Here is a 15010-nt window from a genome sequence, read left to right as displayed (position 1 = left end):
TCCTGGCAGATTTGCTTGCCCGTTTGTTTCACTGCATTAGCGGTGATCGTGAGGATTGGCTGCGCTGCCGCGTTGATGCAGGCCGAAGGATTTAGCAGGAAGTTTTCTTTCTTTGGTGAGCAGCGACACCACCGCCGGTCCTGCGAGGATCGCCAGTCCGACAACCGCCAGCAAATAGTTATTTTGCAAGACGCGGGAGAGCAGCCAGATAACAATCAGCGACGCGCCAAAATACCAGGTAGTGGTCAGCTCCTCCAGCACATCGCCGAACTCGCGCCAGTGCGCTTCGTGGTGACGCTGGAGGAACAGCATTAGCAACACGGAGATGCTGTACAGTACGCACAGCCCTAAGCCAACATGCACTAGCGTGCCGCTCATCCAGCCCATCACCAACAGCGTAACAATCAGTACGTGTAACATAATCTGCCAGCAACTCAGGCCAGTCGCGACACGAACACGTTGTTGCCACTTCATGGCTTCTCTCCTGAAGAATTTTTATCTGTATGAAGAGTACTCACATTTACGGAAAATTCCGTAACCCCGCCCTTTTTTGTGACAGGGACTACAATTTATTTTCATCAGGAGAGTGACGCTGGCAGGAGAGTTATGACCCAACACGCGCGAAATTTTTCATTAAAAGTGCTCACCATTAATACCCATAAAGGCTTTACTGCGTTTAACCGCCGCTTTATTTTGCCCGAGCTGCGCGACGCGGTACGCACCGTTAGCGCCGATATCGTCTGCCTGCAAGAGGTGATGGGCGCGCATGAAGTCCATCCGTTACATGTGGAAAACTGGCCGGACACCACCCATTACGAATTCCTGGCCGATACTATGTGGAGCGATTACGCCTACGGGCGCAATGCGGTGTACCCGGAAGGGCATCATGGCAATGCGGTGCTCTCCCGCTTTCCGATTGAGCATTATGAAAACCGCGATGTCTCCGTAGACGGCAGCGAAAAACGCGGCCTGCTTTACTGCCGCATTGTGCCGCCGGATCTTGGCCACGCCTTGCATGTGATTTGTGTCCACCTTGGGCTGCGGGAAGCGCACCGCCAGGCACAACTGACGATGCTGGCGGAGTGGGTCAATTCGCTTCCGGAAAACGAGCCGGTGGTAGTCGCAGGCGACTTTAACGACTGGCGGCAAAAAGCTAACCATCCTTTGAAAACGCAGGCCGGTCTGGAAGAGATCTTCACCCGTGCGCATGGCCGCCCTGCCCGCACGTTTCCGGTAAGCCTGCCGCTGCTGCGCCTCGATCGCATTTATGTGAAAAACGCGAACGCCAGCGCACCGACCGCGTTGCCGCTGCGTAACTGGCGTCATTTGTCCGATCATGCCCCACTGAGCGCGGAGATCCATCTATGAAATGTAGCTGGCGGGAAGGCAATCGCATTCAGTTGCTGGAAAATGGGGATAACTATTACCCCGCGCTGTTTGACGCCATCGACCATGCGCAGCAGCGCGTTATTCTGGAAACTTTTATCTGGTTTGAAGACGATGTTGGGCGTCAGTTACAGCAGGTGTTGTTGCGCGCCGCCCAGCGTGGGATCAGCATTGAAGTGTTGCTGGACGGCTACGGGTCGCCGGATCTGAGCGAGCCGTTTGTCAGTGCCTTGACCTCGGCGGGGGTGATTTTCCGTTACTACGATCCCGGCCCACGACTGTTCGGTATGCGCACCAATCTCTTTCGCCGCATGCACCGTAAAATCGTTGTAATCGACAACACGGTGGCGTTTGTTGGCGGCATTAACTACTCGGCAGAGCATGTCACCAGCTACGGCCCGGAAGCGAAGCAAGATTATGCCGTGCGGGTTGAAGGCCCGGTGGTGCTGGATATTTTACAATTTGAGCTGGAGAACCTGCCGGATAACGCGCCGGTTAAACGCTGGTGGCAGCGGCGACGTCATCGCCCGGAAGAAAACCGCAAACCGGGCGAAGCGCAGGCGCTCTTTGTCTGGCGCGACAACAATGACCACCGCGACGACATTGAACGCCACTATCTGAAAATGCTGGCGAACGCACGCCGCGAAGTGATTATCGCGAATGCCTACTTTTTCCCAGGCTACCGTTTGTTGCATGCCATGCGCAGCGCCGCCCGGCGCGGTGTCAGCGTAAAGCTGATTGTGCAGGGGGAACCAGATATGCCGATTGTGAAAGTCGGGGCGGAGCTGCTTTATAACTATCTGCTGAAAGGTGGCGTACAGGTGTATGAATATCGCCGCCGCCCGCTGCATGGCAAAGTGGCGCTAATGGACGATCACTGGGCCACTATCGGCTCCAGTAATCTTGACCCGTTGAGCTTGTCACTCAACCTTGAAGCCAATCTGATTATTCATGACCGCGTATTTAACCAGACACTGCGCGACAATTTGCAGGGGCTGATTGAAAACGACTGCGTGCGGGTGAATGAGTCCATGGCGCCAAAACGAACGTGGTGGAACCTCGGAAAAAGCGTGGTGGTGTTCCACTTTTTACGCCATTTCCCGGCGATGGTCGGCTGGTTACCGGCGCACACGCCAAGGCTGGCGGAGGTGGAGCCGCCCGTTCAGCCCGCAATCGAAACCCAGGATCGGGCTGAAGCGCAGCACTCAGGGGGGAAACCATGACATCACGCGCTCATTCCCGCTGGAAGCTGGCGAAAAGAGTCCTCACGGTGCTGTTCTTTATCGCCGTTGCGGTGCTGCTGGTGCTGTATGCACAAAAAGTGAACTGGGACGATGTGTGGAAAGTCATCCGCGACTACAACCGTACCGCGCTGCTGAGCGCCGTGGCGCTGGTAGTGATCAGTTACCTGCTGTATGGCTGCTACGACTTACTGGGCCGCACTTACTGTGGGCACAAGCTGGCAAAACGCCAGGTGATGCTGGTGTCGTTTATCTGTTATGCCTTTAACCTGACGCTCAGTACATGGGTGGGCGGCATCGGTATGCGCTACCGGCTTTACTCACGCCTTGGCCTGCCGGGCAGCACGATCACACGGATTTTCTCGTTGAGCATTACCACCAACTGGCTGGGCTACATTTTGCTCGGCGGGGTGATTTTTACCTTCGGCGTGGTGCAGATCCCGGCGCACTGGTATATCGACGACACGACGTTGCGCATTGTCGGCGTGGTGTTGCTGCTGGTGATCGCGGTCTACCTGTGGGGCTGCGCATTCGCCAAACGTCGTCATCTGACGATTAAAGGCCACAAGCTGGTGCTGCCATCGTGGAAATTTGCCGTTGCGCAGTTGGCTATTTCCAGCGCCAACTGGATTGCCATGGGGGCGATTATCTGGCTGCTGATGGGTATGCAGGCCGATTTCTTCTTCGTGCTTGGCGTGTTGTTGGTCAGCAGTATTGCGGGTGTCATTGTGCATATTCCTGCGGGGATCGGCGTGCTCGAAGCGGTGTTCATCGCCCTGCTCGCCAGTGAGCATGTCTCACAAGGCATGATTATCGCCGCTCTGCTCGCCTACCGCGTGCTTTACTACTTCTTGCCGCTGCTGCTGGCGCTGGTTTGCTACCTGTTGCTGGAGAGCCGGGCGAAAAAACTGCGGGCGAAAAACGAAAAAGCGATGGCACAGCAGTGAGTCTTTAGCGCGAGCTGGTGCCTGGCAAGAGATAGGTCAGCAGTTCCAGCGTTCTGAAAAACGCAGTGATTACCCCAAGCCAGATAGCCAAAGCACCACGGATCGCACCGCTCTGCACAGTGGTAAACTCGCGGGCGTAGAGCTCACGCGTACTCACGGCGATGGACTTGCTTTTGTATGCGCTTACCGCGCTAAAGAACAGCACCGCCATTATGCTACCGAACCACAGCAGCAGACCGCTGTGACGCAGGCTGTTTACGGCTATCGCCAGCACCAGACCTGCCAGCGCCATCAGCCAGTAGTAACCGCTGCTGCGCAGGGATGAACCAGCAAAATGGGCAATCGCAGCGCCAAGCAGATACATCCCGCCGGTAATCGCCAGGTGCACCACAATCCCGGCGAGCGGAAACAGGCTGGCGAGCAGCAAGCCCGAGAGGATACTCATCACGGCCAGACCGGCTAACGCCGACCAGGCTTTGAAGCGGTCAAAAAGAACATTGAGCACAAATGCAGCGACAAACCAGAGGATCACCAGCAGCACAATAATCGCGCTGTGTTCGATAAACGCGGGGATCGCCATGACATCCAGCACCAGCCAGGCGGTTACGATACTCAGCGCCATCCCTGTCGCCAGCCATAAGCAAATATTGACCATCAGCTCGGTGGGCGCGACCTGTACAGGCAGGATCCAGCCAAAGGGTTTCACCGGGTTCCTCCTTGAAAATGGGCTATCCGTCAGGCAAAAAAATCCCGGCAAACGCCGGGATCGAGGAGTGGGATATTAACGACGGTTGCCGAAAATACGCAACAGCATCAGGAACAGGTTGATAAAGTCGAGGTACAGCGTCAGCGCGCCCAAGATGGTCGATTTACGCAGCTGTGATGCGTCGCGAACATCGATTTGCTGACCGATATTTTTCAGCTTCTGCGTGTCGTAGGCGGTCAGGCCAACGAAAATCACCACACCGATATAGGTTACCGCCCACATCAGCGCTTCACTTTTCAGCCAGAAATTGACCAATGAGGCCAGCAGGATACCAATCAGCCCCATAAACAGCATGCTGCCCAGACCACTGAGATCGCGTTTGGTGGTGTAACCATACAGGCTCATCGCGCCAAACATCCCGGCGGTGACGACAAAGGTTGCGGCAATAGATTGCGCGGTGTAGACCAGCAGAATACTGGAAATCGTTAGCCCGGTTAGCGCTGAATAGAGCATAAACAGCGTAGTCGCCAGCCCAGCGCTTAGCTTATGAATCAGCCCGGAGAGCACAAACACCACCGCAAGTTGCGCAATTACCAGGCCAAAAAAGGTTATCTGGCTGGAAAAAACGAACGACATGATGGCTTCGCTGCGCGCGGCGTACCAGGCGACAAACGCCGTCAGCAGCAGGCCGCAGGTCATCCAGCCATAGACCTGCGCCATATACGTTTGTAAGCCGGCACGGCTTTGCTGAACAATTGAATCAGAACGAGGGAAACGGTCCATAATCACTCCAGATTGATGGGTTAGCCTTTTAAGGTTAACACATCCCTGCTCAACGGATTACCAACGTTTCGCCGCCTGCTTGTCACTGTCACGGGCTTCCACCCAACGATCGCCTTCCGGCGTCGCTTCGCGTTTCCAGAAGGGCGCGCGGGTTTTCAGGTAATCCATAATAAATTGCCCGGCTTCAAAGGCGCTGCTGCGGTGCGCGCTGGCTACGCCAACAAAGACAATTTCGTCGCCCGGCCACAATTCGCCCACGCGGTGATAGACGGTGACGCGCCCGAGCGGCCAGCGGCTGCGCGCTTCATCAACGATTTCCGCCAGCGATTTTTCCGTCATGCCTGGATAATGTTCCAGCGTCAACGCACTGACGCTGTCACCTAAATTGTGATTGCGCACTTTGCCGGTAAACGTCACCACCGCGCCGTCTTCATCACGAGCGGCCAGCCAGGCGTACTCGTCACCGACGCTGAACGTCGCATGATCGACGCAAATTCGCGTTTCGCTCATTTCAGCCTCCGGTAACCGGCGGGAAGAAAGCGACTTCATCGCCGCTTTGCAACGGATGATCAAAACTGACCAGCGTCTGGTTGACCGCCGCCAGCAGTTTGCCCTCTTCCAGCGCCAGCGCCCAGCGATCGCCCTGCGCAGCCAGATGCTGACGCAGCGCCTCCACCGAAGGGAAAACGGTATTCATGGTGGTGCTGTCGCAGCCGACCAGCTCGCGCACTTGCGCGAAAAAAAGGACTTTAATCATTGTCATCCGCCCTGAAATCACCTGATTTGCCGCCGCTTTTTGCCAGCAAGCGCACCGGACCAATCACCATATCTTTCTGCACCGCTTTACACATATCGTAAATGGTTAACGCTGCGACCGAGGCCGCCGTGAGCGCTTCCATCTCCACGCCGGTTTTGCCGCTCAGGCGGCACACGGCTTCGATACGCACGCGGTTTTGTTCCGGCTGCGCCTGTAACAGCACTTCGACTTTGCTCAACAATAGCGGATGGCACAGAGGGATCAGCTCCCAAGTGCGTTTCGCCGCCTGGATCCCGGCGATACGCGCGGTCGCAAAGACATCGCCTTTGTGATGGCTACCGTCGACGATCATCGCCAGCGTTTGCGGCGACATGGTGACGAACGCTTCAGCACGAGCTTCGCGGACGGTTTCCGTTTTGGCGGAGACATCCACCATGTGCGCTTCGCCGTCGGCATTAATATGGGTCAGTTGTGACATAACTTATTTCTTAAGATGGGGATGGAAATTACACGGGCGCGTGCGCGCATCCAGCTGCGGCGCAATGATATTTTCCCATGCGGTGCGACAGGCTTTGGTCGAACCGGGCATGGCAAAAATCAACGTTTTATTCGCCATACCGGCGACAGCGCGGGATTGCAGTGTCGCCGTGCCAATCTCTTCAAAAGAGAGCATGCGGAACACTTCGCCAAACCCTTCGACTTCGCGATCAAACAGCGGCAATAGCGCTTCCGGTGCCTGATCGCCTTCCGTCAAACCGGTGCCGCCGGTGATCAACACAACCTGCACATCATCGCTTGCGATCCACGCGGAAACCTGGGCACGAATGGCGTAACGGTTCTCTTTGACAATGGCTTTATCGACCAGTTGGTGACCGGCTTCATGCGCGGCGTCGCGCAGCCAGTGACCGGAAGTATCGTCTTCTTCACCGCGACGGCTGGAGACCGTCAAAATAGCTAGCCTGACCGGGATAAACTCAGCGCTGACCTGACTCATGTCATTCTCCTTGCGGTTTAACCGCCGATGTATGAAAGGTTTTGCGTAATGCCTGTATCGCCCTGATGCAGGAAGTGCGTCTGCTTTTTGTGCGTTAACGCCACGGCAATACGCTGTTCCAGCATTGTTTGCTGCGCATCGTCTTGCAGCAGATCGCGCAGATTCACGCCGCCATCGCCAAACAGGCACAGATGCAATTTACCGGTCGAGGAGACGCGCAGGCGGTTGCAACTGGCGCAGAAATCTTTTTCATACGGCATGATAAGCCCGATTTCACCCTCATAATCCGGGTGGCAGAAAACCTGCGCCGGGCCGTCGCTGCGCTGACGCAATTGATGGATCCAACCACGTTTTAGCAGCGCATCGCGTAGCACCATGCCGGAAATATGATGGTTACGGAAAAGCTCGCTGCCCTCGCCGGTTTCCATCAGTTCAATAAAGCGTAGCTGGATGGGGCGCGATTTGATCCACGCCAGAAAGGTGTCGAGCTGATGGTGATTCACGTCGCGCATCAGCACGGTGTTGACTTTGACCTTGGTAAACCCGGCGCTGAAAGCAGCATCAATGCCATCCATTACCTGGCGGAATTTATCCTGCCCGGTAATGGCGTGAAACTGGCGCGCATCGAGGCTGTCGACGCTGACGTTGATGGCGGTAAGGCCAGCATCGCGCCACTCGGCAACGTCGCGCGCAAGGCGGTATCCATTGGTGGTGACGGCAATCTGGCGGATGGCGCTGTTTTCACGCACCGCCGCGATGATGTCGGCAAAATCGCGGCGCAGGGAGGGTTCCCCACCGGTCAGGCGCACTTTCTCCGTGCCCATGGCACTAAACGCGCGCGTAACCCGGCGAATTTCCTCGACGCTCAGGAAGCCATTATTGTTGACGCCGCTCGGCTTGTAGCCATCGGGCAGACAGTATGTGCAACGAAAATTGCACACATCAGTGATCGACAAACGCAAGTAATAGAACTTACGCGCGAACGCATCGATAAGTTGTGAGGTCATGTACACCTTTCCAAGTACGGGAGATGCAGTCATTTCTTTCTGCACCCTGGCAGCGAAACCATTCGGTTTTGCTACGGCCAAAGCACCATGTCGTGAGAGTTAGGTTGCTTAGGCTTGAGTGTATGTTTTGTCAGTAACGCTAAAATTGCTTAGGCGATAGTAGCGCGATCGTCGGGCTTTCGCCATCACGATCACCGCTATATAAACACATACATAGCGACATGATCGTGCACTTTCGCAACAGAGTACGCGAAAATCGCCTTTTTGCTTTGATATGCGTCATTTTACTCTCTGCGCGGCATCGTCTTTTAGTGGTATTTAGGCTAACGTAGCGCGGTAAATTTTCTTAAGGAACCATTATGCGTAATCGCACACTTGCAGACCTGGATCGTGTTGTCGCCCTCGGTGGCGGACATGGCCTCGGGCGTGTGATGTCTTCGCTTGCATCGTTGGGATCGCGGCTTACCGGCATTGTCACCACCACCGATAACGGCGGTTCAACCGGGCGTATTCGCCGCTCTGAAGGCGGAATTGCCTGGGGCGATATGCGTAATTGTTTAAACCAGCTCATTACCGAACCGAGTGTGGCGTCTGCCATGTTTGAATACCGTTTTAGCGGTAATGGCGAACTTTCCGGGCATAACCTCGGAAATTTAATGTTAAAGGCGCTCGATCACCTCAGTGTGCGGCCTCTGGAAGCCATCAATTTAATTCGAAATTTATTAAAGGTGGACGCGTTTTTAATCCCGATGTCTGAGCAACCTGTCGATTTGATGGCCACCGACAGTGAAGGGCATCCGGTTTATGGCGAAGTCAACATTGACCAGCTTCATGCACCAATCCAGGAATTAATGCTGTTTCCGAAGGTGCATGCAACTCGCGAAGCGGTACAGGCAATTGCAGAAGCAGATTTGATTATCATTGGCCCTGGCAGCTTTTACACCAGCCTGCTGCCGCTGCTGCTGCTGGACGATCTGGCGCAGGCATTACGCCGGACACCCGCACCGGTAGTTTATATTGGTAACCTCGGTAAAGAACTCAGCCCGGCCGCCGCCAGCCTGACGCTGGCAGACAAACTGGCAATTATGGAGCAGTATGTCGGCAAAAAAATCATCGATGCCGCCATTGTTGGCCCAAAAGTCGACACGCAAGCCGTTAGCGATAGGTTAATCATTCAGGAAGTGCTGGAAGCCAGCGACATTCCCTACCGCCACGACAGACATCTGTTGCGCGTAGCGCTAGAGAAAGCAGTGCAACATCTGGGTTAAGACGCGGGCGAGGGAATTTTCTCTCGCCCCAGCGCTTTGCTTAATTTCTTAAGGTTGTCTTAAAAATCGGCTGTCAGCATAGCGCTACTTTCATTGCAGGATCTGTCTATGCGTATGCTTCACCTTCGTCGGCCAACCTTAAGCCGTCTACATTTTATTCTGATCTTTGCGGCTTATATTGCGCTGGGCCTGAATATTGCGTTTTATCACCAGGCATTCACTTTATTGCCGGTGAACTCATTGCATAGCTGGCTGGTTTTTCTCTCCATGCCGCTGGTCGCTTTCAGCGTTATTAATATTGTGCTGTCTCTGGCGTCGTTTGTGCGTCTTGATCGCCTGGTTATCTCACTCTTTGTACTGGTGAGTTCGGCGGCACAGTATTTCATTTCGACGTTTGGCATCATTATCGATCGTTCGATGATCACCAATATTCTCGACACCACCCCAGCGGAAAGTTTCGCCCTGCTGTCGACTAAATTGGTGCTGACGCTGCTACTGACCGGCATTCTGGCAGTGGTTATCGCCTGGTGGATTAATATTAAGCCCGCCCGTTCAGCGTTACGCAGCGTGATGTTGCGCGTTGCCAGCATCATTATTTCTGTGCTGATTATCGTGGCAGTCGCGTTGTTGTTTTATAAAGATTACGCCTCGCTGTTTCGCAATAATAAAGAGCTGGTGAAATCACTCAGCCCGTCAAACTCAATTACTGCTTCACTGTCGTGGTATTCCCATAATCGCACCGCCAATCTGCCACTGGTACGCATTGGCGAAGATGCGCGTCAACGCCCTGAAATGCAGCACGGTGCGCGTAAAAACCTCACCATTCTGGTGCTGGGTGAAACCTCGCGCGCGGCAAACTTTTCGCTCGGCGGGTATGAGCGTGAAACCAACCCGTTGTTAAAACAAGATAACGTCATCTACTTCCCGAACACCGCTTCCTGTGGAACCGCGACCGCCGTCTCCGTGCCGTGCATGTTTTCCGGCATGCCGCGCGCTCACTATGACGATCAACTGGCGGCGCATCAGGAAGGGTTGCTGGATATTATTCAACGAGCGGGCGTCAATGTGTTGTGGAATGAAAACGATGGCGGCTGTAAAGGCGCATGCGATCGTGTTCCGCACCAGGATATGACGCAATTAAACTTGCCGGATTACTGTATTAAAGGCGAATGCCAGGATGAGATTTTATTCCACGATCTCGCCAGTTATATCGATAAATTACAGGGTGACGGGCTGATTGTATTACACACCATCGGCAGCCACGGGCCGACGTATTACAACCGCTACCCGGCGCAGTTCCGTAAATTTACACCGACCTGTGATACCAATGAAATTCAGACCTGCTCACAGCAGCAGCTGATTAATACCTATGACAACACCATTTTGTACGTCGATTATATTGTTGATAAAGCGATAAAATTGCTGCAATCGAAGCAGGATAAATTTACCACCAGCCTGGTTTATCTCTCCGATCACGGTGAGTCGCTTGGCGAAAATGGCGTTTACTTGCACGGCCTGCCGTACTCCATCGCGCCGGAAACACAAAAACATGTTCCGCTGCTGATTTGGCTGTCGCAGGAGTATGAAACGCGCTATGGCGTGAACAGTCAGTGTCTGCAAAAAAATGCGCGGGAGAAGGCGGTTTCACAGGACAACCTCTTCCCGACGATGTTGGGTATACTGGGTGTCAGCACAAAAGAGTACCGTGCTGAAGACGATCTGTTAACCGCATGTCGGGGGCAGTTGAAATGAAAATTCTGGTGGTTGAAGACGATGCTCTGCTGTTGCAGGGGTTGATTCTGGCGATGCAAAGCGAAGGGTACGCCTGCGATGGCGTTTCTACCGCGCATGAAGCTGCGCTGTGTCTGGCGAACGGTCATTACAGCCTGCTGGTGCTTGATTTGGGGCTGCCAGATGAAGACGGTTTACATCTGCTCACCCGTCTGCGCCGCGAAAAATATACGCTGCCGGTGCTGATCCTCACCGCCCGCGATACGCTTGAAGATCGCGTTGCGGGGCTGGATACCGGGGCAGACGACTACCTGGTCAAACCCTTTGCGCTGGACGAGCTGAATGCCCGTATTCGCGCACTGCTGCGCCGCCATAATAACCAGGGCGATAACGAAATCAGCCACGGTAATCTGACGCTGAATGTAACCCGCCGCCAGGCGTGGCTGGATGAACAGTTGCTGGAGCTGACCCCGAAAGAGTACGCCCTGCTGTCGCGCCTGATGCTGAAAGCCGAAAGCCCGGTACACCGGGAGATCCTCTATAACGATATTTACAACTGGGATAACGAACCGTCGACGAATACGCTGGAAGTACATATCCATAATTTGCGCGACAAAATCGGCAAATCGCGTATCCGCACAGTGCGTGGGTTTGGCTATATGCTGGTGCAACCGCAGGAACGGAGCTGATTGATGGCGCTCTTCAATTTCAGACACTGGAGCATGCGCCGCCGTTTGTTACTCACCATCGGTGGCATTCTGGTGTTTTGCCAGTTAGTTAGCGTGTTCTGGCTGTGGCATGAAAGCGAAGAGCAAATCCAGTTACTGGTACAGGCAGCCATTCATAACCACAACAACCGCAAACATATCGAGCATGAAGTCCGCGAAGCGGTGGCTAGCCTGCTGGTGCCAAGCCTGCTGATCATCGGCCTGGCGTTGCTGCTCTGTATGCAGGCGGTAAAAGCCATTACCCGCCCGCTGCTTGAGTTGCAGGAAGAGCTGAATAAACGTACACCGAACAACCTGCAACCCATCACGTTGAACAATAGCGTCAGCGAAGTGGAAGCTGTTACCTCATCGATTAATGAGCTGGTCTCCCGCCTGACGCTAACCCTCGACAGAGAACGGTTGTTCACCGCCGACGTTGCCCATGAGCTGCGCACACCGCTGGCGGGGTTACGTCTGCATCTGGAATTGATGGCGAAAACCAGCGGTATCAACGTCGACCCGCTGGTACAGCGCCTTGAGCAAATGACGGAAAACATTGCCCAGCTGTTGCTGCTGGCGCGCGTCGGGCAGTCTTTCTCCGCTGGCAGCTATCAGCAAGTGATGCTGTTGCAGGATGTTGTTCAACCGATTCGTAGTGAGCTGGAAAACATGCTGACCGCGCGCGAACAGAGGCTGGAAATCGCAGAGCCTGAAAGTGACATTGCGGTCGCCGGTGATGCCACGCTGCTGCGGCTGCTGGTGAGAAATCTGGTGGAAAATGCGCACCGCTATAGCCCGGCAGGATCGGCGATTACGGTGCGTATCGAAAACGCTGCCACACCGGTACTTGCGGTAGAAGATGAAGGACCAGGCATTGATGAAAGCCGCAGCGGAGAGCTCAGTAAAGCCTTCGTACGCATGGACAGCCGCTATGGCGGCGCAGGTCTGGGATTAAGCATTGTGTCGCGTATCGCGCAACTGCATGATGCGCAGTTCTTTTTACACAATCGGCTGACACAGTCTGGCGTGCGGGCGTGGGTTAAATTTCTCCCGGCTGCTCGCCAGGTATAAATCAATAAGTCAGCACCCAAAGATGGGCAAACCCAATGACTAACGCCAGCGCGAAAGCGACGGCAAAAAATTCACGAACCTTAAATTGCTGCATCAGATTGCCCTCCAGAATACCGGTGGGCAGTGTGTCAGGCGTAGGTTAAGCCAACATTAAGAGAGCCCTAACCGGCTCTCTTTTTTGTTATTTTGTGCGATCAAATTACCTGAAGAGATTACGATGCGGCAATAAATAGCTCGCGCAGCTGGTGCAGTTGGTCGCGCACTTTCGCCGCCTCTTCAAACTCCAGGTTCTGCGCATGTTGCATCATCTGGCCTTCCAGTTCGTGGATTTTCTGCTGCAGCGCTTTCGGCGTGAGCGCCAGTTCAGCAGCTTCCACCTGAGCAGGGGTGCGCGCTTTGCCACGCCCTTTCGCGCGCGTCTTCGCCAGCCCTTCGCCAAGCGCAAGAATATCCACCACTTTCTTGTTCAGACCTTGCGGCGTAATACCGTGCTCTTCGTTATATTGCTGCTGTTTCTCACGACGGCGCTCGGTTTCGCCAATCGCTTTCGCCATTGACGGCGTGATCCTGTCGCCATAAAGAATGGCTTTACCGTTAATGTTACGTGCGGCGCGGCCAATGGTCTGGATAAGCGAACGCTCGGAACGCAGGAACCCCTCTTTGTCGGCATCCAGAATCGCCACCAGCGACACTTCCGGCATATCCAGCCCCTCACGAAGCAAGTTGATGCCGACCAGCACGTCGAACTCGCCAAGGCGCAAATCGCGGATAATCTCCATACGTTCAACGGTGTCGATATCCGAGTGCAGATAACGTACCCGCTCGCCATGCTCTTCCAGATATTCCGTAAGATCTTCCGCCATGCGTTTGGTCAGCGTCGTGACCAAAACACGTTCATTAATCGCGGCGCGCAGGCGAATTTCAGAAAGCAGATCGTCCACCTGAGTCGCCACCGGGCGCACTTCAATCACCGGATCGAGCAGGCCAGTCGGGCGCACCACTTGATCAATCACTTCGCTGCCTGATTTCTCCAGCTCGTAATTACCTGGCGTCGCCGAAACATAAATCGACTGCGGTGCCAGCGCTTCAAACTCTTCAAATTTTAACGGCCGGTTATCCAGCGCCGACGGCAGGCGGAAACCATATTCCACCAGCGTCTCTTTACGCGCGCGGTCGCCGCGATACATCCCGCCAATCTGCGGAATGGTAACGTGTGATTCGTCGATCACCAGCAGACCATCAGCAGGCAAGTAGTCGAACAGCGTCGGCGGCGGCTCGCCCGGCCCACGACCGGAAAGATAGCGCGAGTAGTTTTCAATCCCCGAGCAGTAGCCCAGCTCGTTCATCATCTCCAGGTCGAACTGAGTACGCTGGCTGAGCCGCTGCTCTTCCAGCAGTTTATTATTGGCCAGTAGCGACTTACGGCGTTCAGCCAGCTCAACTTTGATCTCTTCCATCGCCTGCACGATACGCTCGCGTGGCGTCACGTAGTGCGTTTTCGGGTAGATGGTGAAACGCTGGATGCCCGATTCAATATGACCGGTCAGCGGATCGAATAGCGACAGCCGTTCAACTTCTTCATCGAATAATTCGATACGCAGCGCCAGATCGTCAGATTCCGCCGGGAACACATCGATAACTTCGCCACGCACACGGAAAGTACCGCGCTGGAACGCCTGATCGTTGCGGGTATATTGCAGCTCCGTCAGGCGGCGCAGGATCGCGCGCTGATCGATGATCATGCCCTTAGTCAGGTGCAGCATCATTTTCAGGTAGAGGTCCGGATCGCCCAGACCGTAGATGGCAGAGACGGATGCCACCACAATCACATCGCGACGCTCCAGTAACGCCTTCGTTGCTGACAGACGCATCTGCTCAATATGTTCATTCACCGAGGCATCTTTTTCGATAAAGGTGTCGGAACTTGGGACATACGCTTCCGGCTGGTAGTAATCGTAGTAAGAGACGAAATACTCCACCGCGTTATCCGGGAAGAACTCTTTCATTTCACCATACAGCTGCGCGGCCAGCGTTTTATTCGGCGCCAGCACCATTGTTGGGCGCTGGAGATCGGCAATCACATTAGCAACGGTGAATGTCTTCCCTGAACCCGTCACCCCGAGCAGCGTCTGGTGCGCAAGGCCGTCTTCCAGACCTTCCTTGAGGCGGCGGATAGCTTCAGGCTGATCGCCGGAAGGACGAAAAGCGGAATTCAGTTTGAACGGTTTACTCATGAACGGCTACCTGATGAAGGAATGAGCGGGCAGGTAACACATTTTACTCACCCTGTTCACTTTTGCCAATAAATAACACTGGATGAAAAAACAGTAGCGAAATAGGCAATCTGTTCTACTCCCCGTTAAGGCGTCGCTTCTCCCCTCAAATTTCAGCGCGGACAAGATAAAACACCAA

16 protein-coding genes and 1 riboswitch are annotated in these 15010 nt (G+C 54.5%); of the genes, 7 read left to right on the top strand and 9 right to left on the bottom strand.

Annotation, left to right across the window (positions count from 1 at the left end):
- Positions 1–36: 36 nt before the first annotated feature.
- Complete coding sequence (locus tag E0L21_RS01940) at positions 37–474, bottom strand: YbhQ family protein (protein ID WP_131406352.1); 438 nt, start codon at positions 472–474, stop codon at positions 37–39.
- Between the two features lie 132 nt (positions 475–606).
- Here E0L21_RS01940 and E0L21_RS01935 point away from each other — a divergent pair, with 132 nt between their 5' ends.
- From E0L21_RS01935 to E0L21_RS01925, 3 genes are read left to right on the top strand one after another with little or no spacing between them, the layout of a single operon-like run.
- Entirely contained in the window at positions 607–1368 is a 762-nt protein-coding gene (locus tag E0L21_RS01935; RefSeq protein WP_017456000.1) for an endonuclease/exonuclease/phosphatase family protein, read from the top strand.
- Positions 1365–2609 (top strand): cardiolipin synthase ClsB, encoded by a 1245-nt coding sequence (gene clsB, locus E0L21_RS01930; RefSeq protein WP_131406351.1) that lies wholly within the window; start codon positions 1365–1367, stop codon positions 2607–2609. Before E0L21_RS01935 ends, clsB begins: the two co-directional genes overlap by 4 nt.
- Entirely contained in the window at positions 2606–3574 is a 969-nt protein-coding gene (locus E0L21_RS01925) for a lysylphosphatidylglycerol synthase domain-containing protein (protein ID WP_131406350.1), read from the top strand. The genes clsB and E0L21_RS01925 overlap by 4 nt, the downstream gene beginning before the upstream one ends.
- A 4-nt stretch (positions 3575–3578) precedes the next feature.
- On the opposite strand, the gene E0L21_RS01920 is transcribed toward E0L21_RS01925, so the two are convergent.
- The 7 genes from E0L21_RS01920 to moaA all read right to left on the bottom strand — a co-directional run bounded on the left by E0L21_RS01920 (position 3579) and on the right by moaA (position 7821).
- Positions 3579–4280, bottom strand: coding sequence for a Bax inhibitor-1 family protein (locus E0L21_RS01920; protein WP_131406349.1), 702 nt, complete (start codon positions 4278–4280; stop codon positions 3579–3581).
- A 75-nt stretch (positions 4281–4355) separates the two neighbouring features.
- Positions 4356–5063, bottom strand: coding sequence for a Bax inhibitor-1/YccA family protein (locus E0L21_RS01915; protein ID WP_131406348.1), 708 nt, complete (start codon positions 5061–5063; stop codon positions 4356–4358).
- Positions 5064–5120: 57 nt separating this feature from the next.
- A complete protein-coding gene (gene moaE, locus E0L21_RS01910) occupies positions 5121–5573 on the bottom strand; it encodes a molybdopterin synthase catalytic subunit MoaE (RefSeq protein WP_131406347.1) in 453 nt (150 codons plus the stop codon).
- A gap of 1 nt (position 5574) precedes the next feature.
- Positions 5575–5820 (bottom strand): molybdopterin synthase sulfur carrier subunit, encoded by a 246-nt coding sequence (gene moaD, locus E0L21_RS01905; RefSeq protein ID WP_131406346.1) that lies wholly within the window; start codon positions 5818–5820, stop codon positions 5575–5577.
- Positions 5813–6298 (bottom strand): cyclic pyranopterin monophosphate synthase MoaC, encoded by a 486-nt coding sequence (gene moaC / locus E0L21_RS01900; RefSeq protein WP_131406345.1) that lies wholly within the window; start codon positions 6296–6298, stop codon positions 5813–5815. The genes moaD and moaC overlap by 8 nt, the downstream gene beginning before the upstream one ends.
- A gap of 3 nt (positions 6299–6301) precedes the next feature.
- Positions 6302–6814: a molybdenum cofactor biosynthesis protein B gene (gene moaB / locus E0L21_RS01895; RefSeq protein ID WP_131406344.1), complete on the bottom strand. Its 513-nt coding sequence runs from the start codon at positions 6812–6814 to the stop codon at positions 6302–6304.
- A 17-nt stretch (positions 6815–6831) separates the two neighbouring features.
- The gene (gene moaA / locus E0L21_RS01890) at positions 6832–7821 is read right to left on the bottom strand and encodes a GTP 3',8-cyclase MoaA (RefSeq protein ID WP_131406343.1); all 990 of its coding nucleotides are present in this window, start codon (positions 7819–7821) and stop codon (positions 6832–6834) included.
- Positions 7809–7954: riboswitch (molybdenum cofactor riboswitch) on the bottom strand. It overlaps the preceding gene by 13 nt.
- A 226-nt stretch (positions 7955–8180) precedes the next feature.
- On the opposite strand from moaA, the gene yvcK reads away from it, so the two are divergent.
- The 4 genes from yvcK to pmrB all read left to right on the top strand — a co-directional run bounded on the left by yvcK (position 8181) and on the right by pmrB (position 12598).
- Positions 8181–9089 carry a uridine diphosphate-N-acetylglucosamine-binding protein YvcK gene (gene yvcK / locus E0L21_RS01885; protein WP_131406342.1) on the top strand — a complete coding sequence of 303 codons (909 nt, stop codon included), beginning with the start codon at positions 8181–8183 and terminating at the stop codon, positions 9087–9089.
- 108 nt (positions 9090–9197) lie between these two features.
- Complete coding sequence (eptA, locus tag E0L21_RS01880) at positions 9198–10841, top strand: phosphoethanolamine transferase EptA (RefSeq protein ID WP_131406341.1); 1644 nt, start codon at positions 9198–9200, stop codon at positions 10839–10841.
- Complete coding sequence (gene pmrA / locus E0L21_RS01875; RefSeq protein WP_017455988.1) at positions 10838–11509, top strand: two-component system response regulator PmrA; 672 nt, start codon at positions 10838–10840, stop codon at positions 11507–11509. Before eptA ends, pmrA begins: the two co-directional genes overlap by 4 nt.
- A 3-nt stretch (positions 11510–11512) precedes the next feature.
- On the top strand, positions 11513–12598 hold the full coding sequence (gene pmrB / locus E0L21_RS01870; RefSeq protein ID WP_131406340.1) for a two-component system sensor histidine kinase PmrB: 1086 nt from the start codon (positions 11513–11515) through the stop codon (positions 12596–12598).
- Between the two features lie 212 nt (positions 12599–12810).
- Here the strand turns inward: pmrB and uvrB are convergent, their stop codons facing one another.
- Complete coding sequence (gene uvrB / locus E0L21_RS01865) at positions 12811–14832, bottom strand: excinuclease ABC subunit UvrB (protein ID WP_131406339.1); 2022 nt, start codon at positions 14830–14832, stop codon at positions 12811–12813.
- Positions 14833–15010: the final 178 nt, after the last annotated feature.

The organism is Kosakonia quasisacchari, assembly GCF_004331415.1.
Taxonomy (GTDB): domain Bacteria; phylum Pseudomonadota; class Gammaproteobacteria; order Enterobacterales; family Enterobacteriaceae; genus Kosakonia; species Kosakonia quasisacchari.
This window is presented reverse-complemented; position numbering and strand designations above follow the sequence as displayed.

Excerpts from the sequence above, each read along its gene's own strand:
- yvcK (WP_131406342.1), top strand. The coding sequence starts at position 8,181 with ATGCGTAATCGCACACTTGCAGACCTGGATCGTGTTGTCGCCCTCGGT.
- moaC (WP_131406345.1), bottom strand. The coding sequence starts at position 6,298 with ATGTCACAACTGACCCATATTAATGCCGACGGCGAAGCGCACATGGTG.
- clsB (WP_131406351.1), top strand. The coding sequence starts at position 1,365 with ATGAAATGTAGCTGGCGGGAAGGCAATCGCATTCAGTTGCTGGAAAAT.
- moaD (WP_131406346.1), bottom strand. The coding sequence starts at position 5,820 with ATGATTAAAGTCCTTTTTTTCGCGCAAGTGCGCGAGCTGGTCGGCTGC.
- moaB (WP_131406344.1), bottom strand. The coding sequence starts at position 6,814 with ATGAGTCAGGTCAGCGCTGAGTTTATCCCGGTCAGGCTAGCTATTTTG.
- E0L21_RS01935 (WP_017456000.1), top strand. The coding sequence starts at position 607 with ATGACCCAACACGCGCGAAATTTTTCATTAAAAGTGCTCACCATTAAT.
- pmrA (WP_017455988.1), top strand. The coding sequence starts at position 10,838 with ATGAAAATTCTGGTGGTTGAAGACGATGCTCTGCTGTTGCAGGGGTTG.
- uvrB (WP_131406339.1), bottom strand. The coding sequence starts at position 14,832 with ATGAGTAAACCGTTCAAACTGAATTCCGCTTTTCGTCCTTCCGGCGAT.
- moaA (WP_131406343.1), bottom strand. The coding sequence starts at position 7,821 with ATGACCTCACAACTTATCGATGCGTTCGCGCGTAAGTTCTATTACTTG.
- eptA (WP_131406341.1), top strand. The coding sequence starts at position 9,198 with ATGCGTATGCTTCACCTTCGTCGGCCAACCTTAAGCCGTCTACATTTT.
- E0L21_RS01940 (WP_131406352.1), bottom strand. The coding sequence starts at position 474 with ATGAAGTGGCAACAACGTGTTCGTGTCGCGACTGGCCTGAGTTGCTGG.
- E0L21_RS01915 (WP_131406348.1), bottom strand. The coding sequence starts at position 5,063 with ATGGACCGTTTCCCTCGTTCTGATTCAATTGTTCAGCAAAGCCGTGCC.
- pmrB (WP_131406340.1), top strand. The coding sequence starts at position 11,513 with ATGGCGCTCTTCAATTTCAGACACTGGAGCATGCGCCGCCGTTTGTTA.
- moaE (WP_131406347.1), bottom strand. The coding sequence starts at position 5,573 with ATGAGCGAAACGCGAATTTGCGTCGATCATGCGACGTTCAGCGTCGGT.
- E0L21_RS01925 (WP_131406350.1), top strand. The coding sequence starts at position 2,606 with ATGACATCACGCGCTCATTCCCGCTGGAAGCTGGCGAAAAGAGTCCTC.